We start from the raw sequence: 19,790 nt of genomic DNA, 5'->3' as shown, positions 1-19,790 counted from the left end.
GCAAGACACGCGACCGGACTTCCTCCCTCCCCGCCCTCGAGGACAGCCCGGCCCACCGGCCCCGGGAGTAATCCCGTTGCCGTGGCCGCGCACCGGTACCGAAGATGGGGGCATGCCGACCTTCACCGCGCCCGACGGAACCGAACTCGCCTACCACCTGCGAGGCACCGGCGCCCCCGTGGTCGTCCTGCCGGGTGGCCCCATGCGGGCCAGTGCCTACCTCGGTGACCTGGGCGGGCTGTCCGCGCACCGGCAGCTCGTGCTGCTGGACCTGCGCGGCACCGGGGACTCCGCGGTGCCGGTGGATCCGGGGACGTACCGGTGTGACCGGCTGGTGGACGACGTGGAGGCGCTGCGGGTGCGGCTCGGGCTGGAGCGGCTGGACCTGCTGGCGCACTCGGCGGGCGGGAGCCTGGCGATGCTGTACGCCGCCCGGTACCCCGAGCGGGTGGCGCGGCTGGCGCTGATCACCGCCACGCCGTGGGCGCTGGGCATGCCCGCGACGACCGAGGACCGGCTGGCCGCGGCGCGGTTGCGGGAGGGCGAGCCGTGGTTCGCCGGGGCGTTCCCGGCGTTCGCGGAGTGGCTGGAGGGCGGCGGCGACTTCGATCCGGCGTTCATCCCCTTCTTCTACGGCCGCTGGGACGCCACGGCAGCCGCCCACGCCGACCGTGAGGGCGAGCAGTTCAACGACGAGGCCGCCGAGCTGTTCGGTTCCGAGGGCGCCTACGACCCACCCGCCACCCGCGCCGCCCTGGCCGCGCTGACCTCGCCCGTCCTCGTCCACGCCGGTGAGGTGGACGGTGGTCCCCGGCCGGACCTCGCGCGCCGCGCCGCCGGAGTGTTCCGGGTCGCCGAGGTCGCCGTGCAGCCCGGGGCCGGGCACTATCCGTGGGTCGACGACCCGGAGTGGTTCGTGCGCCGGGTCGCCGCGTTTCTCGGCTAGGGCCTGTCTGACCCTTCCCGTCGTCGCCCGAAGGGCGGCTCGGCGGCGTCAGGCGCGTGCTCTCGGCGTGCTGGATGTACTTGGGTCAGGGCCCGGTGCGGCGAGAGGGCGCGCATGGCGTCGCGGAGCAGGCGGAAATGGTCAGGCAGTCCCTAGCCGTCCGCCCCCCTCGCCACCTCCCGCGCCCACCGGTAGTCCGCCTTGCCGCTCGGTGAGCGCCGTACCTCGTCCGTGATCACCAGCTGGCGCGGGATCTTGTAGCCCGCGAGCTGGGCGCGGCAGTGGTCCTGGATCTCCGGGAGGGACGGGACCGGCGCGCCCTCGCGGACCTGTACGACCGCCGCCACATGGTTGCCCCACTTTGCGTCCGGCACCCCGGCCACCAGCGCGTCGTACACATCGGGGTGGGACTTGAGGGCCTGCTCGACCTCCTCGGGGTACACCTTCTCGCCCCCGGTGTTGATGCACTGCGAGCCGCGTCCGAGGACGGTGACGACTCCGTCGGCGTCGACGGTGGCCATGTCGCCGAGCAGCACCCAGCGCTCGCCGTCCTTCTCGAAGAAGGTCTCGGCGGTTTTCACCGGGTCGTTGTAGTAGCCGAGGGGGACGTGCCCGCACTGTGCGATGCGGCCCACCTCGCCGACGGCGACCGGCTCGTGGGTGGCCGGGTCGACCACCCGGGTCCGGGAGTTGACGCGGATGCGGAAGCCGCGGCCGGGTCCGGAGTCCTCCGTTGCCGTGCCGTTGAAGCCGGACTCGGAGGAACCGAAGTTGTTGAGCAGCATGACGTGCGGCACCAGCTCCAGGAACTGCCGTCGTACCGTCTCCGACATCACCGCCCCGGACGAGGAGACGCTGAACAGCGACGAGCAGTCGGTGCCCTTCAGCGGCCCGGAGAGGGCGTCGATCAGCGGGCGCAGCATCGCGTCGCCGACGAGGGAGACGCTGGAGACCCGCTCCCGCTCGATCGTGCGCAGCACCTCCTCCGGCACGAACCTGCGGTGCAGCACGACCCGTTGGCCGAAGTTGAAGCCGATGAACGCCGTCAGGGTGGAGGTGCCGTGCATCAGCGGGGGAGCGGGGAAGAAGGTCAGGCCCGATCCGCCCGCCGCCACCCGTTCCGCCAGTTCCTCCGGCCGCCGCACCGGCTCCCCGGTGGGTGCCCCGCCGCCCAGACCCGAGAAGAACAGGTCTTCCTGACGCCACATCACCCCCTTCGGCATCCCCGTCGTACCGCCGGTGTAGATGATGAACTGGTCGTCCCCGGAGCGGTCCGGGAAGCCCCGTCCGGCCGAAGCCGCCGTCTCCGCCTCCTCGAAGGCCACGGCTGTCGCCACCGCCGCCTCGCCCACCCGCACCAGGTGCCGCAGCCCCTCCGCCCGCTCCCGTACCGCCGCCACCCGCGCCCCGAACTCCCCGTCGAAGACCAGCGCCGCCAGATCCGCGTCCCGATAGAGGTACGCCAACTCGTCGGCGACGTAGCGGTAGTTGACGTTCACCGGCACGAGCCGCGCCTTCAGGCAGCCGAGCGCCGTCTGGACGTACTCGACGCCGTTGTAGAGGTGCAGGCCCACGTGCTCGCCGGGGCGCACCCCGCTGTCCAGTAGGTGATGGCCGATCCGGTTGGCCGCGGCGTCCAGTTCGGCGTAGGTCAGACGGCGCTCCGCGCCGGTGCCCGGGTGGTCGGCGTACACGAGGGCCTCCCGGTCCGGCACCACGTCCACGACCGACTCGAACAGGTCGGCAAGGTTGTACTCCACCGCTCCTCCTGAGGTCGGACGGCCGGGGCCACCACCGGTTCGCGGTCATCAGAGCAAAGGGCGGCGCAAGGGGGAAGGGTCCGCGCGGCAGAAATCTGACTGACTGTCAGGAAACCCTTGAAGTGGTCCCCCGGCTCCTGCAACCTGTTCTCGTTCCGCAGCCGCACGGAGACGGAGGACGGCGATGAGTGGGACCGAACACCTCACCGTGCGGCGCGAAGGCGCCACCATGGTGCTCACCCTCAACAGGCCCGAGAACAAGAACGCGCTCTCACTCCCGATGCTCGTCGGCCTCTACGACGGCTGGCTGGCGGCCGACGCGGACGACACCGTCCGCTCCGTCGTGCTCACCGGCGCGGGCGGCGCCTTCTGCGCGGGCATGGACCTCAAGACCCTCGCCGGGCAGCGGACCATGGACGGCGACCGGTACCGGGAACGGCTCCGCGCCGACCCCGACCTGCACTGGAAGGCGATGCTCCGCCACCACCGCCCCCGCAAGCCCGTGATCGCCGCCGTCGAGGGCCCCTGCGTCGCGGGCGGCACCGAGATCCTCCAGGGCACGGACCTGCGCGTCGCGGGCGAGTCCGCCACCTTCGGGCTGTTCGAGGTCCGGCGCGGACTCTTCCCGATCGGCGGCTCCACCGTCCGGCTGCAACACCAGATCCCGCGCACCCACGCCCTCGAGATGCTGCTCACCGGCCGCCCCTACAGCGCCCGCGAGGCCGCCGCCATCGGGCTCATCGGGCATGTGGTGCCCGACGGCGGCGCGCTCGACGCCGCCCTGGAGACCGCCGAACGGATCAACGCCTGCGGGCCGCTCGCCGTCGAGGCCGTCAAGGCGTCCGTGTACGAGACCGCGGACATGACCGAGACCGACGGCCTCGCCGCCGAACTCAAGCGCGGCTGGCCCGTCTTCGACACCGCCGACGCCAAGGAGGGCGCCCGCGCCTTCGCGGAGAAACGACCGCCCGTCTACAAGCGCGCCTGACCGCCCGTCCGCGATCGTGCCCGACCGCCAAGGAGTGCACGGATGCCCGAAGTCCTCAAGGCCCCCCTCGTCGTCGAGTTCCCCTTCACCCGCTCCCTCGGCCCCGTCCAGAGCGCCTTCCTCACCGGCCTGCGCGAACGCGTCGTCCTCGGTGTCCGCACCCGCGACGGCCGCACCCTCGTCCCACCCGTCGAGTACGACCCGCAGACCGCCGAGGAGATCCGCGACCTCGTCGAGGTCGCTCCCACCGGCACCGTCACCACCTGGGCCTGGAACCCCGCCCCCCGCCGCGGCCAGCCCCTCGAAACCCCCTTCGCCTGGGCCCTGGTCCGCCTCGACGGCGCCGACACCGCCCTCCTGCACGCCCTCGACGCCCCCGGCCCCGAGCACGTGCGCACCGGCCTGCGCGTCCGCGTCCGCTGGGCCGCCGAACGCACCGGCGCCATCACCGACATCGCCTGCTTCGAGCCGTACGACGGCCCGCCCGGACAACCGACGGGCCACACCGGCCAGTTCGCGGACCCCGTCACCGGCATCGTCGCCCCCGCCCGCCTCGACTACACCTACAGCCCCGGCCGCGCCCAGTCCGCCCACCTCGCCGCCCTCACCGAACACCGCGTCGTGGGCGAACGCTGCCCCTCCTGCCACAAGGTGTACGTCCCACCCCGCGGCGCCTGCCCCACCTGCGGTGTCGCCACCGGGGAACGGGTCGAGGTCGGCCCGCGCGGCACCGTCACCACGTACTGCGTCGTCAACATCAAGGCCAGGAACCTGGACATCGACGTCCCCTACGTCTACGCCCACATCGCCCTCGACGGCGCCGACCTCGCCCTGCACGGCCGGATCGGCGGCATCCCCTACGACCAGGTGCGCATGGGCCTGCGCGTCGAACCGGTGTGGACCGAGGGGTCCCGCTTCCCCGACCACTACCGGCCCACCGGCGAGCCCGACGCGGACTACGAGACGTACAAGGAGCTGCTGTGACCGCCCACCAGCGTGAGATCGCCGTCGTCGCCTTCGCCCAGACCGACCACCGGCGCACCACCGACGACCTGTCCGAGGTGGAGATGCTGATGCCGGTCCTGCACGACGTCCTCGCGCAGACCGGCCTGAAGACCGCCGACATCGGCTTCACCTGCTCCGGTTCCTGCGACTACCTCGCCGGACGCGCCTTCTCCTTCACCCTCGCCCTCGACGGCGTCGGCGCCTGGCCGCCGATCTCCGAGTCCCATGTCGAGATGGACGGCGCCTGGGCGCTGTACGAGGCCTGGACCACACTGCTCACCGGCGACACCGACACCGCGCTCGTCTACTCCTACGGCAAGTCGTCCCCCGGCTCCCTGCGTGACGTCCTCACCCGCCAGCTCGACCCCTACTACGTCGCCCCCCTGTGGCCCGACTCCGTCGCCCTCGCCGCGCTCCAGGCCCAGGCCCTCATCGACGCGGGCCACACCGACGAACCCGCCCTCGCCGCCGTCGGCACCCGCAGCCGCGAGACCACCACCGCCAACCCGCACGCCCGACCGCGCGGGCCCGTCCCCCAGGGCGACTACGTGGTACGTCCCCTGCGCACCGGCGACTGCGCGCCCGTCGGCGACGGCGCCGCCGCCGTCGTCCTCGCGGCGGGGGAGCGGGCCCGGGAACTGTGCGAGCGGCCCGCCTGGATCCGCGGCATCGACCACCGCGTCGAACCGCACGGGCTGGGCGTCCGCGACCTGACCGACTCGCCCTCCACCCGACTCGCCGCCGAACGCGCCGGAGCCTTCGAGCGGCCCGTCGACACCGCCGAACTGCACGCGCCGTTCAGCTCCCAGGAGGTCGTCCTGCGCCGGGCGCTGCGGCTCGACGACGAGCAGGTGGCCGTCAACCCCTCCGGCGGCGCGCTCGCCGCGAACCCCGTGATGGCCGCCGGGCTGATCCGGATCGGCGAGGCGGCCTCCCGCATCCACCGCGGCGCCTCCGACCGGGCCCTGGCGCACGCCACCTCCGGTCCCTGTCTGCAACAGAACCTGGTCGCCGTACTCGAAGGAGATCCGCGATGAGCAGGGAACCCGTGGCCGTCGTCGGGATCGGCCAGACCAAGCACGTCGCCGCCCGCCGGGACGTGTCCATCGCCGGGCTGGTCCGCGAGGCCGCCCGGCGCGCCCTCGACGACGCCGAGCTGGCCTGGGACGACATCGACGCCGTCGTCATCGGCAAGGCGCCCGACTTCTTCGAGGGCGTGATGATGCCGGAGCTGTACCTCGCGGACGCCCTCGGCGCGGTCGGCAAGCCGATGCTGCGGGTGCACACCGCGGGCTCGGTCGGCGGCTCCACCGCCCTGGTCGCCGCCAACCTGGTCGCGGCCCGCGTCCACGGCACCGTCCTCACCCTCGCCTTCGAAAAGCAGTCCGAGTCCAACGCCATGTGGGGGCTGTCCCTGCCGATCCCCTTCCAGCAGCCGCTGCTCGCCGGGGCGGGCGGCTTCTTCGCCCCGCACGTGCGCGCGTACATGCGGCGCAGCGGGGCCCCGGACGCGATCGGTTCCCTCGTCGCCTTCAAGGACCGGCGCAACGCCCTGAAGAACCCCTACGCCCACCTCCACGAGCACGACCTCACCCTGGAGAAGGTCCAGACCTCACCCATGCTCTGGGACCCCATCCGCTACTCCGAGACCTGCCCCTCCTCCGACGGCGCCTGCGCCATGGTCCTCACCGACCGCGCCGGGGCCGCCCGCGCGCCGAGCCCGCCCGCCTGGATGCTCGGCGGCGCCATGCGCAGCGAGCCGACCCTCTTCGCGGGCAAGGACTTCGTCTCCCCGCGCGCCGGACGGGACTGCGCCGCCGACGTCTACCGCCAGGCCGGGATCGACGACCCGCGCCGGGACATCGACGCCGCCGAGATCTACGTACCGTTCTCCTGGTACGAGCCGATGTGGCTGGAGAACCTCGGCTTCGCCGTCGAGGGCGAGGGCTGGAAGCTCACCGAGTCCGGGGCCACCGCGCTCGACGGGGACCTGCCCGTCAACATGTCCGGCGGGGTGCTGTCCACCAATCCCATCGGGGCCTCCGGCATGATCCGGTTCGCCGAGGCGGCCCTCCAGGTGCGTGGCCGGGCCGGGGAACACCAGGTGGAAGGGGCTCGCCGGGTGCTCGGCCACGCCTACGGCGGCGGCTCGCAGTTCTTCGCCATGTGGCTCGTCGGCAGCCGTCCGCCGGACTCCTGAAAGGTACCCCTCACGTGGCCTGTTGGCCGTGGGAACCGATCGCTAGGCTGACCCGCGGACGACGGAATCGGGAGGAGCACGGACGTGGCCGAGAGCACCATCCAGCAGCAGCCGCTCACCGGCTGGGACAAGCCGGAGCTGGACCTGAGCAACGCCCAGTGGCAGTCGAGCAGCCGAGGCCTGGGGGATGTCCAGATCGCCTTTGTCGAGGGCTTCATCGCCATGCGCAACAGCGGCCGCCCGGAGAGCCCGTCGCTGATCTTCACCCCGGCGGAGTGGGGCGCCTTCGTCTCCGGCGCCCGGGAAGGGGAGTTCGACCTCACCTGACCACGCCCACGGCGTGATTTCCCGGAATTTCCGGACACGCGACCCGGTACGCCGGGCTGGAGCACCGGCCTGAGCGAGGCTGGCCCCAGGAAGGTCGCACCCCGGAGGTGAGGAACCATGAGCGCTCTGCCGGTCATCGCGGCGGTCGACGGCTCGGACGACAGCCTGCGCGCCCTCGACTGGGCGCTGGACGCGGCTCGCGGGCGCGGGGCGCCCCTGAGGGTGGTGCACGTCCGCCAGTACGCCCTGTGGGCCCAGGTGGGCGAGGTCGCCGCGCTGCCCGCCCCGGCCGACGACCCGATCCTCGCCGAGGCCCGCACCCACCTGGCGGGACGCGGCGATCCGGCGGACGTGGAGTACGTCGGCCTGGAGGGCGCGCCCGGGCCGCTGCTGTCGGAACTCGGCGCCGACGCCGGGCTGCTGGTCCTCGGCTCCCGGGGCCGTGGTGGCTTCGCCAGCCTGCTGCTCGGCTCCAGCAGCCTGACCGTCGCCCGGGACGCCGAGTGCCCGGTCGTGGTGGTGCCCCGGCCCGGCCGCGAGGTCCCCGACGCCCCGCCAGAGGCGCCGGGCCCCCGGGTCGTCGTCGGCCTCAACACCGACAGCCCCGACGACGCCCTGCTCGACTTCGCCTTCACCGAGGCCGCGCTGCGCGACGCCCGCCTCCAGGTGGTCGCCGCCTACCCGTGGCCCGTCCAGATCTGGGCGGGCGCCCCCGGCGAACTCGTCCCCACCGGCATCGACCAGGACGCCCTCGAGAACGAGACCCGCACCCTCACCGAGGGCTTCCTCGCCCCCCACCGCGAACGCCACCCCGGCGTACGGGTTGACCCGGCCCCGGCCCCCGATGACGCCGCCGGACAACTGGTCTCCGCCTCCCAGAACGCCGAACTCCTCGTCGTGGGCCGCCACCGCCGCCGCCTGCTGGTTCCCACCCGCATGATGGGCAGCGTCACCCACGCCGCCCTCCTGCACGCGGCGTGCCCCGTGGCGGTGATCCCGCCGTCGCCGCCGCACGACTGACAGGTCCGCGCGACCCGCCGCGGGCCGTCGATCAAGTTCCGCCCGCACGACGCCATGTGCCGTCGGCCACGTACCATGGCGGCATGTCGTTCCTCCGCCGCCGCAGCGCAACGCCCGCCGGGCCCGACTTCGACGTACTGGCCATGGACCCGGGGGACTGGCCCGGGAATCTCGGTGCCGGGCTGCTGCCCGCGCCCGACGGCAGCTGTCAGGGCGTCTTCCTGCGGTACGACCTGTTCGGCGGCCGTGGGCCCGCGATGATCATCGGGAATCTGCCGGAGGGCTCCCCGGCCCGTGAGGTCGCCGAGGACGAGGTGCCCTTCGAGGTCGCCCAGCTGCTGATCGCGCTGGAGAACGACGAGGAGGTGACCGTCGTCGGCAGCGAGGACGTGCCGGTGATGCAGGGGGACAACCTGCTGATCGTGCGCCGCGTCAAGCTCTCCGAGAGCCGGATCTCCTGCGTCCAGTTCGACCGCAGCGACAACGTCCAGGTCACCATCGCCGCCTGGGACCGCCCCATCACGGACGACCTCTACGCCCTGCTGAAGCCGCTCCCCGCGGAGCTGTTCCAGCAGGGCTGAGGCCCCGGCCGCTACGACCCCGACGGCACCGCCGTCACGTCCGCCGCCCGCACGAACGCCACCCGGTGGCCGTACTGGATCTCGTAGTACTGGTCGGTACCCCGCACCACCCGGTGCCCGGCGGTGTCGAAGGTGACCGCGTAGTAGTACTCGCCGGGCATCTTGTCCCCGACCACGTACCGCTGGCCCGCGGGCAGCTCGTACGGCAGCGGGGACACCGCCTGCGCGGGCACCCCCGCCGGGTACGCGCCCGCCTCGGGGTAGGCACGGCCGTACACCGGGACGCTCGCCCGGCCCGCCCTGGGCGTCACGACCAGGCCCTTCGCGGGCACCGCCACCGGCTGCGCGGCCGGGCTGTGGAACCAGGCCTTCTGCCCGAGGTACCAGATCGCCGTCCAGTCACCGCTGCGGCCCGCGACGGCGTACTGCTGACCGGTGGAGACCCGCGAGCCGATGTCGTTGACGCCGGTCGTGGAGCCCGAGCCGTCCGGGCGCAGGCCGATGTCCTTGATCAGCGGGTACTCCGTGCCGGGCCCGGAGTACAGGCGTACGGCGCTCGAACCGTGCACCGCGCACGGCTCGCCCCGGCTCGCGCAGCCGGTGAACTCCGGGCGGTTCGCGGCGTACTCCGGCAGGATCGTCACCAGGCCGCCGGAGCGGCCCGCGGTGGCCTCGAAGGGGCGGCCGAGCAGCTCGAAGTAGTGCCGCCAGTCCCAGTACGGGCCCGGGTCGGTGTGCATCCCGGGGACCGTCCCGGAGGTCGGTCCCGGCACCGTGTCGTGGCCGAGGATGTGCTGCCGGTCCAGCGGGATGTCGTACTTCTTCGCCAGGTACCGCACCAGCCGCGCCGATGACCGGTACATCGCCTCCGTGTACCAGGCGTCCGGCGACGCGAGGAAGCCCTCGTGCTCCAGGCCGATCGACTTGGCGTTGACGTACCAGTTCCCCGCGTGCCAGGCCACGTCCTTCGCCTTCACGTGCTGGGCGATGTGGCCGTCCGTGGAGCGCAGCGAGTACTGCCAGGACACGTACGTGGGGTCCTGCACCAGGTTCAGGACGCCCTCCCAGGCGCCCTCCGTGTCATGGACGACGATGAACTCGATGTCCTGGGACGCGGGACGGTTCCCCCGGTCGTGGTTGCCGTAGTCGCCCTCGCCGAACTGCTCGTACGGTGCCGGGATCCACTCGCAGGACACCGACGCGGGGCACTCGGTGCCCTCGGCGGCGGACGCCCGCAGGCCAAGGCTCCGCACCTGGTCGGTGTCCGGGGTGAGGCGGGGGCGCGCGGGCAGCGAGACGCGCTCGCCCGCGTCCGTGGAGCGTTCCGCGCCGCCCCGGATCACGTCGTACACGTCGTTCGCGTACGCCGCCGCCGTCGCCCCGTCCTCGGCGCCGGAGAACCGCGCCACCGCCCCGTACCAGTCCGCCGGATCAGCGCTCAGCGGCTCGCCCAGCTCCCGCTGGGCCGCGGCCAGCAGCGCCGCGCCGCCCGCCACATTGGCCGCCGGGTCGGCGCGCAGCGCCTCGGGGCCGAGCCCGGTCAGCTCGGCCGCCCGCGGCAGGGTGCGCAGCCGCGCGGGCAGCTCCACCCCGTCCAGCGACGGCTCCGCCTCGGGCAGCAGCGGCGGGCGGGCGCTGTCGCCGCGCGGGTCCTCCGTGCCCTCGCCGTGGTGCGGGGCACCGGCGAGCGCGGTACGCGTGTCGGTGAGGTGCATCGGGCCGTAGCCGCCGGTCACGCTGGGCGCCCCGGAGTGGGCGTCCCAGCGGGACTGGAGGTAGGACACCCCGAGCAGCACGCTCTGCGGCACCCGGTACTCGGCGGCGGCCTCGGCGAACGCCGACTGGAGCCCGGACGGCGGCGCCTGCGCGTCGGCGGGGGCGGCGGCCAGCAGGGGCAGCAGCAGTGCCCCGCAGACCATGGTCCGGGCGGCTCTCGACAGGGGCTGGGGGACGGGTCCTCGCAACGCGGTCTCCTGACAACGGTGGGGGCGATGAGCCGTGCGGGGCCGGGCGTGTCAGTGGTACCGGCTCTGCGACGATCCGTCAATCATGCCCACCGGCAGGTGATTTCCCACGTCAGCGCGGGTCGCGAGGAGTTTCGTGGCGGCGGCGCCGGGGCCTGCGGGGCGTCACTGGCGTACACCAATGACCGAGGGCGGACAGGCCCCGGAAGACGACGACGCCCGCGGCGCGCCCCTGTCCCAGGCGCACCGCGGGCTGTCATCCCCTTCAGCGAGTACCGACGGCCGCGCGTACGGCCCTACGGGCCAACTGGCAGTCGTCGTGCAGCCGCCTGAGCAACAGCCGCTGTTCCTCGCCGGACGGCGCAGCACCTGGGTGGGCCATTCCCGGTGCCGCCGGGGTCGCGTCGTGCATCGAACGCTGCACGGCCGTCTCATAGGTCCGGATCTCGCGGGTCAGTACCAGCATCAGGTTTACCAGGAAAGCGTCCCGGGAGGCAGGCCCCGCGGACTGCGCGATCTGGCTGATGTGCCTGCGGGCCACCGGCGCGTCGCCCAGCACCGACCAGAGCGTGGCCAGGTCGTACCCCGGGAGGTACCAGCCCGCGTGCTCCCAGTCCACCAGCACTGGACCGGCCGGGGAGAGCAGCACGTTGGCCAGCAGGGCGTCACCGTGGCAGAACTGGCCCGTGCCGTGGCGCCCCGCCGCCTGCGCGATGCCGTGCAGCAGCTTCTGGAGGTCGCCCAGGTCACGGTCGGTGAGCAGGCCCAGTTCGTGGTAGCGGGCGATGCGGGCCGGGTAATCCAGCGGGGCGTCGAAGGTGCCCGCCGGGGGCCGCCAGGCGTTCACCCGGCAGATCGCGCCCAGTGCCGCCCGCAGGTCGGCGCGCGGCGGCGACTCGGCCGGGTGCCGCTGGAGCGCCGCCACCCGGCCCGGCATCCGCTCGATCACCAGGGTGCAGTTGTCCGGATCCGCCGCGATCAGCCGGGGCACCCGCACGGGCGGGCGGTGCCGGACGAACGAGCGGTACGCAGCTATTTCATGCCTGATCCGCTCGGCCCAGGCGGGGGACTGGTCCAGCAAGCACTTGGCGACCGCCGTGCTGCGCCCGGTGGTGCCCACCAGGAGCACGGAGCGTCCGCTGCGGCGCAGCACCTGCACCGGGGCGAACTCCGGGCAGATCCGGTGCACCGAGGCGATCGCCGTACGCAGTTGGGCGCCCTGGGGACCGGACAGGTCGAGTCTCCCGCTGAGCGGTTGTGTGCCGGGCGCCGCGCCGTGTCGCGTCCTGCCCGCACCCAGCACGGGGGCCGCCGACCGCGCCGGGGCGAGATAGGGGCCGCCGCCCGTCAGGGGAGCCTCCCCCGTCCGCGGCGAGCCGGGGGCCGGGGGGCGCGGGCGCAGCGACCGGGGCGGTACGGACACGGAGGACGATGCTGCGTACATGGGCGATACAGATCCCTTCGTGTGCCTGCTGTGCCTGCCGTAAGTCAGGGCGTCACCCGCCCCGGTCGCCGAGGCCACCCTGGGGAGTGCCCCTCGGCGACCGGGTCGGGGTGGCGCGTTCCTACCTGACACCCGATGCCCGGTGGCACACCATCTGGCGGACCCTGGCGAACCCTGGCGAATAGTCGCCGGGCAACTCCCGCGGGGCTACTGTCAACTCCAGCCGAGAACCTGGGGGCTTGACGTGAGCGGACAACCCAACACCCGCCTTGCGGACCTGTTCGGCCTGGCCGGCTGGTCCAAGGGAGAACTGGCGAGGCTGGTCAACCGGCAGGCGGCGGCCATGGGCCACCCCCAGCTGGCGACCGACACCTCGCGGGTGCGGCGGTGGATCGACATGGGAGAGATCCCGCGTGATCCCGTGCCGCGGGTGCTGGCGGCCCTGTTCACCGAGCGTCTCGGCCGTGTCGTGACCATCGAGGACCTCGGTCTGGTACGGCACGGGCGTGCGGGGAAACGGCAGGGCGACGGGAGTGTGGAACATCCCGACGGAGTGCCGTGGGCGCCCGAGCGGACCGCCGCGGTCCTCACCGAATTCACGGGAATGGACCTCATGCTCAATCGACGCGGCTTGGTGGGCGCGGGCGCCGCGCTCGCCGCGGGATCCGCACTCAGCAGCGCCATGCACGACTGGCTGCGCACCGACCCCTCCCTGGCTGCCGACGCTCCCCGTCTCGACGATCCCCTGCACGCCGACCCCGCTGGGTTCGACCGCTACGAGGCCGCCCCCATCGGGTCGCAGGAGATCGAGGAACTGGAGCGCTCGGTCGAGGTGTTCCGTGCCTGGGACGCGGCCCGCGGCGGCGGGCTCCAGCGCAAGGCGGTCGTAGGCCAGCTCAACGAGGTGGGCGGCATGCTCGCCTACCGTCACCCCGACCATCTCCAGCGGCGCCTGTGGGGCGTCGCCGCCAACCTCGCCGTCCTCGCGGGCTGGATGTCGCACGACGTCGGCCTGGAGCCCACGGCCCAGAAGTACTTCGTGATCGCCGCCCATGCCGCGCGGGAGGGCGGCGACCGGCCCAGGGCGGGCGAGGCGCTCTCCCGCGCGGCCCGTCAGATGGTGCACCTGGGGCGGCCCGACGACGCGCTGGACCTGATGAAGCTCGCCGCGTCCGGCTCCGGCGAGGCGGTACTGCCGCGCACCCGGGCGATGTTCCACACCATCGAGGCCTGGGCGCAGGCGTCCATGGGCAAGGCGCAGGCGATGCGCCGCACCCTGGGACAGGCGGAGGACCTCTTCGTCTCCGACCGCAGGGACATCGAACCACCGGACTGGATGCAGCTGTTCGACGAGGCGGACCTGTACGGCATGCAGGCCCTGTCCTACCGCACCCTGGCGGAGTTCGAGCCCGGGGCGGCCGTGCACGCCCAGCACTACGCGGACAAGGCCCTCGCCCTGCGCAACGACGGGCGCGAGCGGTCGAAGATCTTCGACCATCTGTCCATGGCCTCCGCCTGCTTCATCGCGGACGACCCCGAACAGGCGGACCGTTACGCCCGGCTGGCCCTGATGTCGATGGGCTCGAACTCCTCCCGCCGTACCTGGGACCGGCTCCGGCAGATGTACCGGCTCACCGCGCAGTACGCCGAGTACCCGCGGATCCAGGAGCTGCGCGAGGAGATCAAACTGGCGCTGCCCAAGGCGCGGGGCAAGGGCGGCGACGGCATCCCGGTGTAGCGACAGCGGGGCAGTCGCCGGGGAGGCGACGCGTGCCCGCCCGGCCACGGTCACAGGGGGACGGTGGCGGTGGGCTTCCGTGTGTCCCTACGCGGCCACCCTGACGACGAGCACACAGGCGTCGTCCTCGCGCTCGGTGACGCCGAACTCCTCCATGACCGTCCGTACGCAGTCCTGTGCGGAGTCGGCCGCGCCGAACCGCGGGGCCAGGTCGAGGAGGCGGTCGGCCGCGGTCGCCGCGCTGTGCCCGGGCACCAGCCCGTCGGTGTGCAGCAGGAGCAGGTCGCCCACGTCGAGGGTCACCTCGGCCTGGCCGTAACCGGCTCCGGAGGTGGCGCCGAGCAGGACCCCGGCCGGTGCGCCCAGCCTGCGCCCCGTCCCGCCGCGGAACAGCAGCGGGGCGGGGTGTCCGGCCTGCGCCCACACCAGGGAGCGGGTGCCGGGCCGGTAGCGGCAGCAGACGGCGCTGCCGAGGGCGGGCTGGACGGTGGTGTCGAGGAGCTGGTTGAGCTTTTCGAGCAGCGGGCCCGGTTCGGTGCCCGCCATCGCCATGCCGCGGACGGCGCCGAGCAGCATCGCCACGCCGGAGGCGACGGCGACGCCGTGTCCGGTGAGGTCACCGACGCTCAGCAGGGTCTCGCCGTCGGGCAGTTCGAGCGCGTCGTACCAGTCGCCGCCGATCAGGGTGCTGGTGGCGGAGGGCAGGTGGCGGGCCGCCAGTTCCAGGGCCGCGGGGCCCTGGTGCGGGAGCCGCAGGGAGCCACGCCACGGCGGCAGCACGGCCTCCTGCAACTCGACCGCGAGCCGGTGCTCGGACTGCGCGCGCTGCCGCTGGGCCTGGAGCGAGTCACGGGTCTCACTCACCTCCCGCTGGCTGCGGCGCAGTTCGCTCACGTCGCGCAGCACCGCCCACATGGAGATGGTGCCGCCGTCGGAGCCGAGCACGGGTTCGCCCATCATGTGCACGGTGCGGATCTCGCCGCCGGGGCGGACGATCCGGAACTCCCCGTCGATCCGCCGGGCGTCGACGAGGCAGTCGGTGACCATGCTGGTCAGCTTCGGCCGGTCCTCGTCCAGGACCAGTGAGGGCAGCTCGTCGAGGGTGAGCGGGGCGGAGGCGGGGTCGCGGCCGAGGATCTCGTACAGCTCCCCGGACCAGTTCGCCTCGTCCGTCAACAGGTGCCACTCCGCGCTGCCGACCCGGCTGAGCAGGGAGCCGCCGCGCGGTGCCGGGACCGTCGCCCCGTCGGTCGGCGGGGGCGGGGCGGGCGGGCCGTCCCTGAGCTGGGCCAGATGCTCGTCGAGGTCGTTGAGCTGGTGCAGCGCCAGCTCGCACAGGGCACGCTGCCAGCGCTCCCGCGGGTTCGTACCGTCGCCCTGGGCGTCCCGTCGTACGGCGTCCACCTCGCCCTTGAGCCGTCGGGTCTGCGTGATCAGGGCGTCGACCGGTCCGCGTCCTGGCGGTGGGGCGGCTGGGCGGTCCGCGGAGAGATGGGACGGCATGACGCACTCCGGGGGAGGGGACGGTACGGCCAAGGCGGACGGTGGGACCGTAATGACTGTCGCACAGCCCGCGACGCCCCGTAAGGGATTTGGCAACACACGATACGGTGGTGCTTCTGGCATATGCCACAGTCTTCACGGAGCGGTCGCGGCGTAGGTGGGAAGTGCGCCGCCCGCTGGGTCAAATCGTAACCGCAGTACGGGAGTTGACGGGCCGTCGAACCCCCGGCGGTGCGCTCATTCGGGTGTTCGACGGCCCTTTGTCCTATCGGTCGTACGGGGCCGGACGCGGGGCCATCTGCACGCTGACCCGGGTCCCCGTCTCCAGCGCGCGGACCCCCGCCTCGGCGACCACGGACGCCGCGTAGCCGTCCCAGGCGTCCGGGCCGGTGGCCCGGCCCTGCCGGGTGGCGTCCACCCAGGCCTGCACCTCGCGGTCGTAGGCGTCCGCGAACCGCACGAGGTAGTCCTGCGGCACGTCCGCGCGGGCGCCGCCGTCCGCCGTGACGACCATGGAGTGCTCCTCGCCGATCCGGGCGCTGCCCGCCTCACCGACCGCCTCGCAGCGCACCTGGTAGCCGAAGCCGCAGTTGACGAAGACCTCCACGTCCACCAGGGCGCCGCCAGCCGTCTCGAACAGTACGAACTGCGGGTCGAGCAGCCCGTCCGGGGCGCCGCCGGACGGCCGGGGCCGCAGCACCGTCACCGCGGTCAGCTCCTGGCCGAGCAGCCAGCGGGCCGCGTCGATCTCGTGCGACACCGAGCTGTTCACCAGCATCGCTGAGGTGAAGCCGGGCGGCGAGGAGACGTTGCGGTGCACGCAGTGCAGCATCAGCGGACGCCCCAGACGGCCGCTGTCCAGCAGCGACTTCAACTGCCGGTACTCGGCGTCGTAGCGGCGCATGAACCCGATCTGGGCCAGCCTGCGGCCGAGCCGCGCCTCCGCCTCCACCACCCGCAGCGCCCCCGCGGAGTCCGGCACCATCGGCTTCTCGCACAGCACCGGAAGCCCCCGCCCGAAGGCCGCGAGCAGCGCCTCCTCGTGCGCCGGGCCGGGCGAGGCGATCAGTACGGCGCCGACCCCCGGCGCGTCCAGCGCGGACGCGCTCTCGGTGTGCACCGACACACCCTCGATCCCGGCCACGGCGGCCTTCGCCCGCTCCGAGTCGGGGTCGGCGACGGCGGCGACCCGTGCGCCGCTCACCACCCGGTCCAGTCGCCGTATGTGGTCGGCACCCATGTGCCCGGCACCCAGCACCGCCACGCCCAACACATCACCCACGTGCGCACTCCCTTGTCGCCGGTCGTCCCGGCACAGCGTAGGCACACCCGGGCGGGGCCCGTCAGTAGCGCAGCACCCCGGCGATGCCGTCGGCGTCGACCAGCATGCCGTCCGGTACGAAGCGCACCTCGGCGCCGGTCTCCAGGCACTGCTCGACGATCTCGTCCACGATGTCCTCGCGGGCGTCGAGGTCGCCGCTGGCCGCCGGGACCAGATGGCCGCCGTCGTCGCGCACGGTGGCGCGGTAGTTCTCCTCGACGGCGAGCAGCCGCACCCGGGCCTGGAGGGCGTTCTGCCAGACCTCGTCGAGACCGGCCGCGAACTCCTTGCGGCCACGCGCCCGGACGAGTTCCTCGGCCACCGCGTCGGCGCTGAGCCGGGCCTCCGCCTCGATCAGCGGGCGCACCGCCTTCCACACCGCCTCCGGGCTGCCGTGCGCCAGCCCGCCGTACCGCACCCGCGAGGCGTTCCGGGCGGCGACACCCGTCTCCTCCAGCAGCGACAGCGCCGCCTCCTCGCCGGTGACGTACAGCGGCCGGGGGTCCTGGCGCAACACCGCGGCCATCGCGGTGTCCGCGTCGCGCAGGAACCGCCGGGTGCCCTCGTCGCGGAAGGCGCTCGGCATGTCGCCGATGCGTTCCTGCCGCTCGGGGTCGAAGTTCGGGTCGCTCCGGACCATCGGGAAGCCGCCGGTGTGCTCCTCGGCCACCCGGTCCGTGCCGCCGTTCCACAGGGTGACCCGGTCGGGGGCGACCGACAGTACCCAGAACGGCTGCTCGGAGACCTGCGCGGAGACCAGGTTGCGGGTCAGGAAGGTGTCGGACAGCACCACACGCTCCGGCACCGTGCGGGCCAGCGACCACACCTGGTGCTCACCGGGCGCGGCGAAGATCACCAACCCGTCCTCGGTGTGGGCCAGGTCGACCTCGGCGAGCGCGCGGTCGAGGTGCTCCTCGACATCGGCGCGCCGCTCCCGGGTGACCGACGGGTCGTGCTCCAGCTGTCGTTTGGCCTCGGCCACCACATTGCGCAGCCGGACCCGGTCCTGCTGGTTGTCCGGCTCCCGCCGGTGCGTCGGCGCCAGCACGGACACCGCGGGGTAAGGGCGCGGGCGGCGCAGCTCGGCGAGGGCCGCGGGACTGAGTGCGTGCTCCATGACAGCACCATAGGTCTGATTTGTCCGGTGGGCATGCGGGGCGACGGGGCGTCAGCCGCCCGCGCCGCCCGCGCCGCCCACCCCGCTCACTCTTCGCTCTCGGTGCCGCACGAGCTGCCGTCGGCCGGGAGGGAGCCGTACAGGAGGAAGTCGTCGACCTTGCGGTGCACGCACGCGGAGGAGCCGTAGCCGGTGTGGCCCTCGCCGCGGTTGTCGAGCACCACCGCCGACGGCCCGAGCCGCTTCGCGGTCTGCTCGGTCCACCGGTACGGCGTCGCGGGGTCGCCCCGGGTGCCGACCAGCAGCATCTTCGGCGTGTCCACGTCCTTGACCTTCTCGCGGATGAAATCGGTGCCCTTGGGGCGGCCGTAGCACATCAGCACCTGGGTGAGCCGGTACCGGCCGAACACCGGTGACGCCTGCTCGTACTCGGCGCGCAGCCGCCGCAGTTCCCGGGTGATCCGCCCGGCGGTGGGGCGGTCGGGGTCGTCGGCGCAGTTCACCGCCATCAGCGCGGCCGGGAGGTTGTCGAGGGGGACGTCCTCCTCGTCGGCCAGGCCGCCGTCCTCCCGCCCCGGCCGCGGCGCCGGTCCCGGCACGGCGAAGCCGCCGGTGGCGAACGCCTCCACACCCCGGGTGTCCCCGTCCTCCACCAACTGGGCCAGGGCCCGCTGGAGCGACGGCCACAGGTCCTTGCTGTAGAGCGCCTGACTGATGGCGCCGACCAGGTCCTGGCCGGAGAACATCCCGCCGAAGACCGTCGGCACCGGGTCCTCGTCGAGCGAGCGGATCAGCCGTACGACCTCCTCGCGGCCCCTGCGCGGATCCTGGCCGAACGGGCAGGCGATGTCCTGCGCGCACCAGTCGACGAAGTCCTTCAGCGCCCGGTGCTGCCCCTCGGCGCCCGCCACGCCCTGTCGGGCGAGCGGCTCGGTGAGCGTGTCCACGCCGTCCAGCACCAACCGGCCGACCCGGTCGGGGAACTGGGCCGCGTAGACCGCGCCGAGCCGGGTTCCGTAGGAGAAGCCCAGGTAGTTCAGCTTGTCGTCGCCGAGCGCCTGGCGGATGACGTCGAGGTCCCGGGAGACGTTGACCGTGCCCATGTGCGGCAGGACGGGCCCCGAGTTCTTGGCGCACTCGGCCGCCATCCCGCGCAACTCCCGCAGCGCGGCGCCCGGATCGCGCAGCACGTCGTCGGTGTCCTCGGTGGCCTCGGCGCTCAGGAAGCCGTCGCCGCAGCTGACCGGCGAGGACCGGCCGACGCCGCGCGGGTCGAAGCCGACCACGTCGTAGCCGTCGGTCAGCTCCATGAAGTCCTTGCCGTCCGCGGCGAGCCCGGCGACGCCCGAGCCGCCGGGGCCGCCGAAGTTCAGCACCACCGAGCCGCGCCGGTCGCCGGTGGCGCGGTAGCGGGCGAGGGCCAGTGCGAGGGTCTCGGCGCCGGGCCTGGCGTAGTCGACGGGCACCGTGACCTTGCCGCACTGCAGGTCCTTCGGCGGCTGCGGACCCTTGCAGTCGGACCACTTCACCTTCTGGCGGTAGAAGCGCGACAGGTCCGGCTCGGAGTCGTCCGCCGCCACCGCTGGCAGCCCCGCTCCCAGCAGGGCGAGCGTGAGCGCCGATATGAGCGGGCCGCGCCGCGGCGCGGCCCGCGTCGAGCGATGAACAGGCATCGATCCCTCCAGGGACGCGGGCGGTGGCCCTCGATCACCATAAGCGGCCCCCGGAAGCCGCGCCTCCGGGCGGGCGGGAGCGCCGGGGCCGCGGTACCGTGCGCCGCTCGTGTCCCGTTCGGTGGCTTTTGCCGTTGGTTCGATAACCGTGCCACTCGATGGGGTGAAAGGCCGATAAGCCATAACTCGGATGGTTCGCCCGC

16 protein-coding genes are annotated in these 19,790 nt (G+C 73.4%); 9 read left to right on the top strand and 7 right to left on the bottom strand.

All coding sequences use genetic code 11. The annotated features are described in order from the left end of the window. The first annotated feature begins 112 nt into the window (after nucleotides 1–112). Entirely contained in the window at nucleotides 113–946 is an 834-nt protein-coding gene (locus tag ACFVQG_RS00485; protein WP_383375140.1) for an alpha/beta fold hydrolase, read from the top strand. Nucleotides 947–1,098: 152 nt separating this feature from the next. Here ACFVQG_RS00485 and ACFVQG_RS00480 read toward each other — a convergent pair whose 3' ends face one another. Beyond that, nucleotides 1,099–2,706, bottom strand: coding sequence for an acyl-CoA synthetase (locus ACFVQG_RS00480; protein ID WP_383375137.1), 1,608 nt, complete (start codon nucleotides 2,704–2,706; stop codon nucleotides 1,099–1,101). A gap of 184 nt (nucleotides 2,707–2,890) precedes the next feature. Between ACFVQG_RS00480 and ACFVQG_RS00475 the strand changes: the two genes are divergently transcribed. From ACFVQG_RS00475 to ACFVQG_RS00445, 7 genes are all read left to right on the top strand, one after another. Beyond that, on the top strand, nucleotides 2,891–3,694 hold the full coding sequence (locus tag ACFVQG_RS00475; RefSeq protein ID WP_383375135.1) for a crotonase/enoyl-CoA hydratase family protein: 804 nt from the start codon (nucleotides 2,891–2,893) through the stop codon (nucleotides 3,692–3,694). A 42-nt stretch (nucleotides 3,695–3,736) separates the two neighbouring features. Continuing rightward, the gene (locus tag ACFVQG_RS00470) at nucleotides 3,737–4,678 is read left to right on the top strand and encodes a Zn-ribbon domain-containing OB-fold protein (protein WP_383375133.1); all 942 of its coding nucleotides are present in this window, start codon (nucleotides 3,737–3,739) and stop codon (nucleotides 4,676–4,678) included. Beyond that, nucleotides 4,675–5,736, top strand: coding sequence for a thiolase domain-containing protein (locus ACFVQG_RS00465; RefSeq protein WP_383375131.1), 1,062 nt, complete (start codon nucleotides 4,675–4,677; stop codon nucleotides 5,734–5,736). The genes ACFVQG_RS00470 and ACFVQG_RS00465 overlap by 4 nt, the downstream gene beginning before the upstream one ends. Further along, nucleotides 5,733–6,899: a thiolase domain-containing protein gene (locus ACFVQG_RS00460; RefSeq protein ID WP_383375129.1), complete on the top strand. Its 1,167-nt coding sequence runs from the start codon at nucleotides 5,733–5,735 to the stop codon at nucleotides 6,897–6,899. The genes ACFVQG_RS00465 and ACFVQG_RS00460 overlap by 4 nt, the downstream gene beginning before the upstream one ends. An 84-nt stretch (nucleotides 6,900–6,983) precedes the next feature. Then, entirely contained in the window at nucleotides 6,984–7,226 is a 243-nt protein-coding gene (locus ACFVQG_RS00455; protein ID WP_383375127.1) for a DUF397 domain-containing protein, read from the top strand. Nucleotides 7,227–7,343: 117 nt separating this feature from the next. After that, nucleotides 7,344–8,246, top strand: a complete 903-nt coding sequence (locus ACFVQG_RS00450) for a universal stress protein (RefSeq protein ID WP_383375125.1) — start codon at nucleotides 7,344–7,346, stop codon at nucleotides 8,244–8,246. Nucleotides 8,247–8,329: 83 nt separating this feature from the next. Continuing rightward, the gene (locus ACFVQG_RS00445; RefSeq protein WP_383375123.1) at nucleotides 8,330–8,827 is read left to right on the top strand and encodes a hypothetical protein; all 498 of its coding nucleotides are present in this window, start codon (nucleotides 8,330–8,332) and stop codon (nucleotides 8,825–8,827) included. An 11-nt stretch (nucleotides 8,828–8,838) separates the two neighbouring features. Here the strand turns inward: ACFVQG_RS00445 and ACFVQG_RS00440 are convergent, their stop codons facing one another. Beyond that, a complete protein-coding gene (locus ACFVQG_RS00440) occupies nucleotides 8,839–10,746 on the bottom strand; it encodes an N-acetylmuramoyl-L-alanine amidase (RefSeq protein WP_383376480.1) in 1,908 nt (635 codons plus the stop codon). Between the two features lie 310 nt (nucleotides 10,747–11,056). Continuing rightward, nucleotides 11,057–12,235: an aminoglycoside phosphotransferase family protein gene (locus tag ACFVQG_RS00435; RefSeq protein WP_383375121.1), complete on the bottom strand. Its 1,179-nt coding sequence runs from the start codon at nucleotides 12,233–12,235 to the stop codon at nucleotides 11,057–11,059. 244 nt (nucleotides 12,236–12,479) lie between these two features. Between ACFVQG_RS00435 and ACFVQG_RS00430 the strand changes: the two genes are divergently transcribed. Beyond that, on the top strand, nucleotides 12,480–13,973 hold the full coding sequence (locus tag ACFVQG_RS00430; protein WP_383375118.1) for a hypothetical protein: 1,494 nt from the start codon (nucleotides 12,480–12,482) through the stop codon (nucleotides 13,971–13,973). 87 nt (nucleotides 13,974–14,060) lie between these two features. On the opposite strand, the gene ACFVQG_RS00425 is transcribed toward ACFVQG_RS00430, so the two are convergent. The 4 genes from ACFVQG_RS00425 to ACFVQG_RS00410 form a co-directional block, all read right to left on the bottom strand. Continuing rightward, on the bottom strand, nucleotides 14,061–15,476 hold the full coding sequence (locus ACFVQG_RS00425) for a PP2C family protein-serine/threonine phosphatase (protein WP_383375116.1): 1,416 nt from the start codon (nucleotides 15,474–15,476) through the stop codon (nucleotides 14,061–14,063). 265 nt (nucleotides 15,477–15,741) lie between these two features. Further along, nucleotides 15,742–16,758: a Gfo/Idh/MocA family protein gene (locus ACFVQG_RS00420; protein ID WP_383375114.1), complete on the bottom strand. Its 1,017-nt coding sequence runs from the start codon at nucleotides 16,756–16,758 to the stop codon at nucleotides 15,742–15,744. Nucleotides 16,759–16,819: 61 nt separating this feature from the next. Beyond that, a complete protein-coding gene (locus tag ACFVQG_RS00415; protein WP_383375112.1) occupies nucleotides 16,820–17,914 on the bottom strand; it encodes a chemotaxis protein in 1,095 nt (364 codons plus the stop codon). A gap of 86 nt (nucleotides 17,915–18,000) precedes the next feature. Next, nucleotides 18,001–19,587, bottom strand: a complete 1,587-nt coding sequence (locus ACFVQG_RS00410) for an alpha/beta hydrolase (protein ID WP_383375110.1) — start codon at nucleotides 19,585–19,587, stop codon at nucleotides 18,001–18,003. Nucleotides 19,588–19,790: the final 203 nt, after the last annotated feature.

Origin of the sequence: Streptomyces sp. NPDC057877, from assembly GCF_042796855.1 — a bacterium.
Lineage (GTDB): Bacteria > Actinomycetota > Actinomycetes > Streptomycetales > Streptomycetaceae > Streptomyces.
The sequence above is the reverse complement of the archived record's forward strand: the minus strand, read 5'-3'. Positions and strand labels throughout refer to the sequence as shown.

Bases quoted from the DNA above. Each gene is read 5' to 3' on its own strand.
- ACFVQG_RS00450 (WP_383375125.1), top strand. From the start codon at position 7,344: ATGAGCGCTCTGCCGGTCATCGCGGCGGTCGACGGCTCGGACGACAGC.
- ACFVQG_RS00425 (WP_383375116.1), bottom strand. From the start codon at position 15,476: ATGCCGTCCCATCTCTCCGCGGACCGCCCAGCCGCCCCACCGCCAGGA.
- ACFVQG_RS00470 (WP_383375133.1), top strand. From the start codon at position 3,737: ATGCCCGAAGTCCTCAAGGCCCCCCTCGTCGTCGAGTTCCCCTTCACC.
- ACFVQG_RS00460 (WP_383375129.1), top strand. From the start codon at position 5,733: ATGAGCAGGGAACCCGTGGCCGTCGTCGGGATCGGCCAGACCAAGCAC.
- ACFVQG_RS00440 (WP_383376480.1), bottom strand. From the start codon at position 10,746: ATGGTCTGCGGGGCACTGCTGCTGCCCCTGCTGGCCGCCGCCCCCGCC.
- ACFVQG_RS00485 (WP_383375140.1), top strand. From the start codon at position 113: ATGCCGACCTTCACCGCGCCCGACGGAACCGAACTCGCCTACCACCTG.
- ACFVQG_RS00415 (WP_383375112.1), bottom strand. From the start codon at position 17,914: ATGGAGCACGCACTCAGTCCCGCGGCCCTCGCCGAGCTGCGCCGCCCG.
- ACFVQG_RS00410 (WP_383375110.1), bottom strand. From the start codon at position 19,587: ATGCCTGTTCATCGCTCGACGCGGGCCGCGCCGCGGCGCGGCCCGCTC.
- ACFVQG_RS00445 (WP_383375123.1), top strand. From the start codon at position 8,330: ATGTCGTTCCTCCGCCGCCGCAGCGCAACGCCCGCCGGGCCCGACTTC.
- ACFVQG_RS00435 (WP_383375121.1), bottom strand. From the start codon at position 12,235: ATGTACGCAGCATCGTCCTCCGTGTCCGTACCGCCCCGGTCGCTGCGC.
- ACFVQG_RS00475 (WP_383375135.1), top strand. From the start codon at position 2,891: ATGAGTGGGACCGAACACCTCACCGTGCGGCGCGAAGGCGCCACCATG.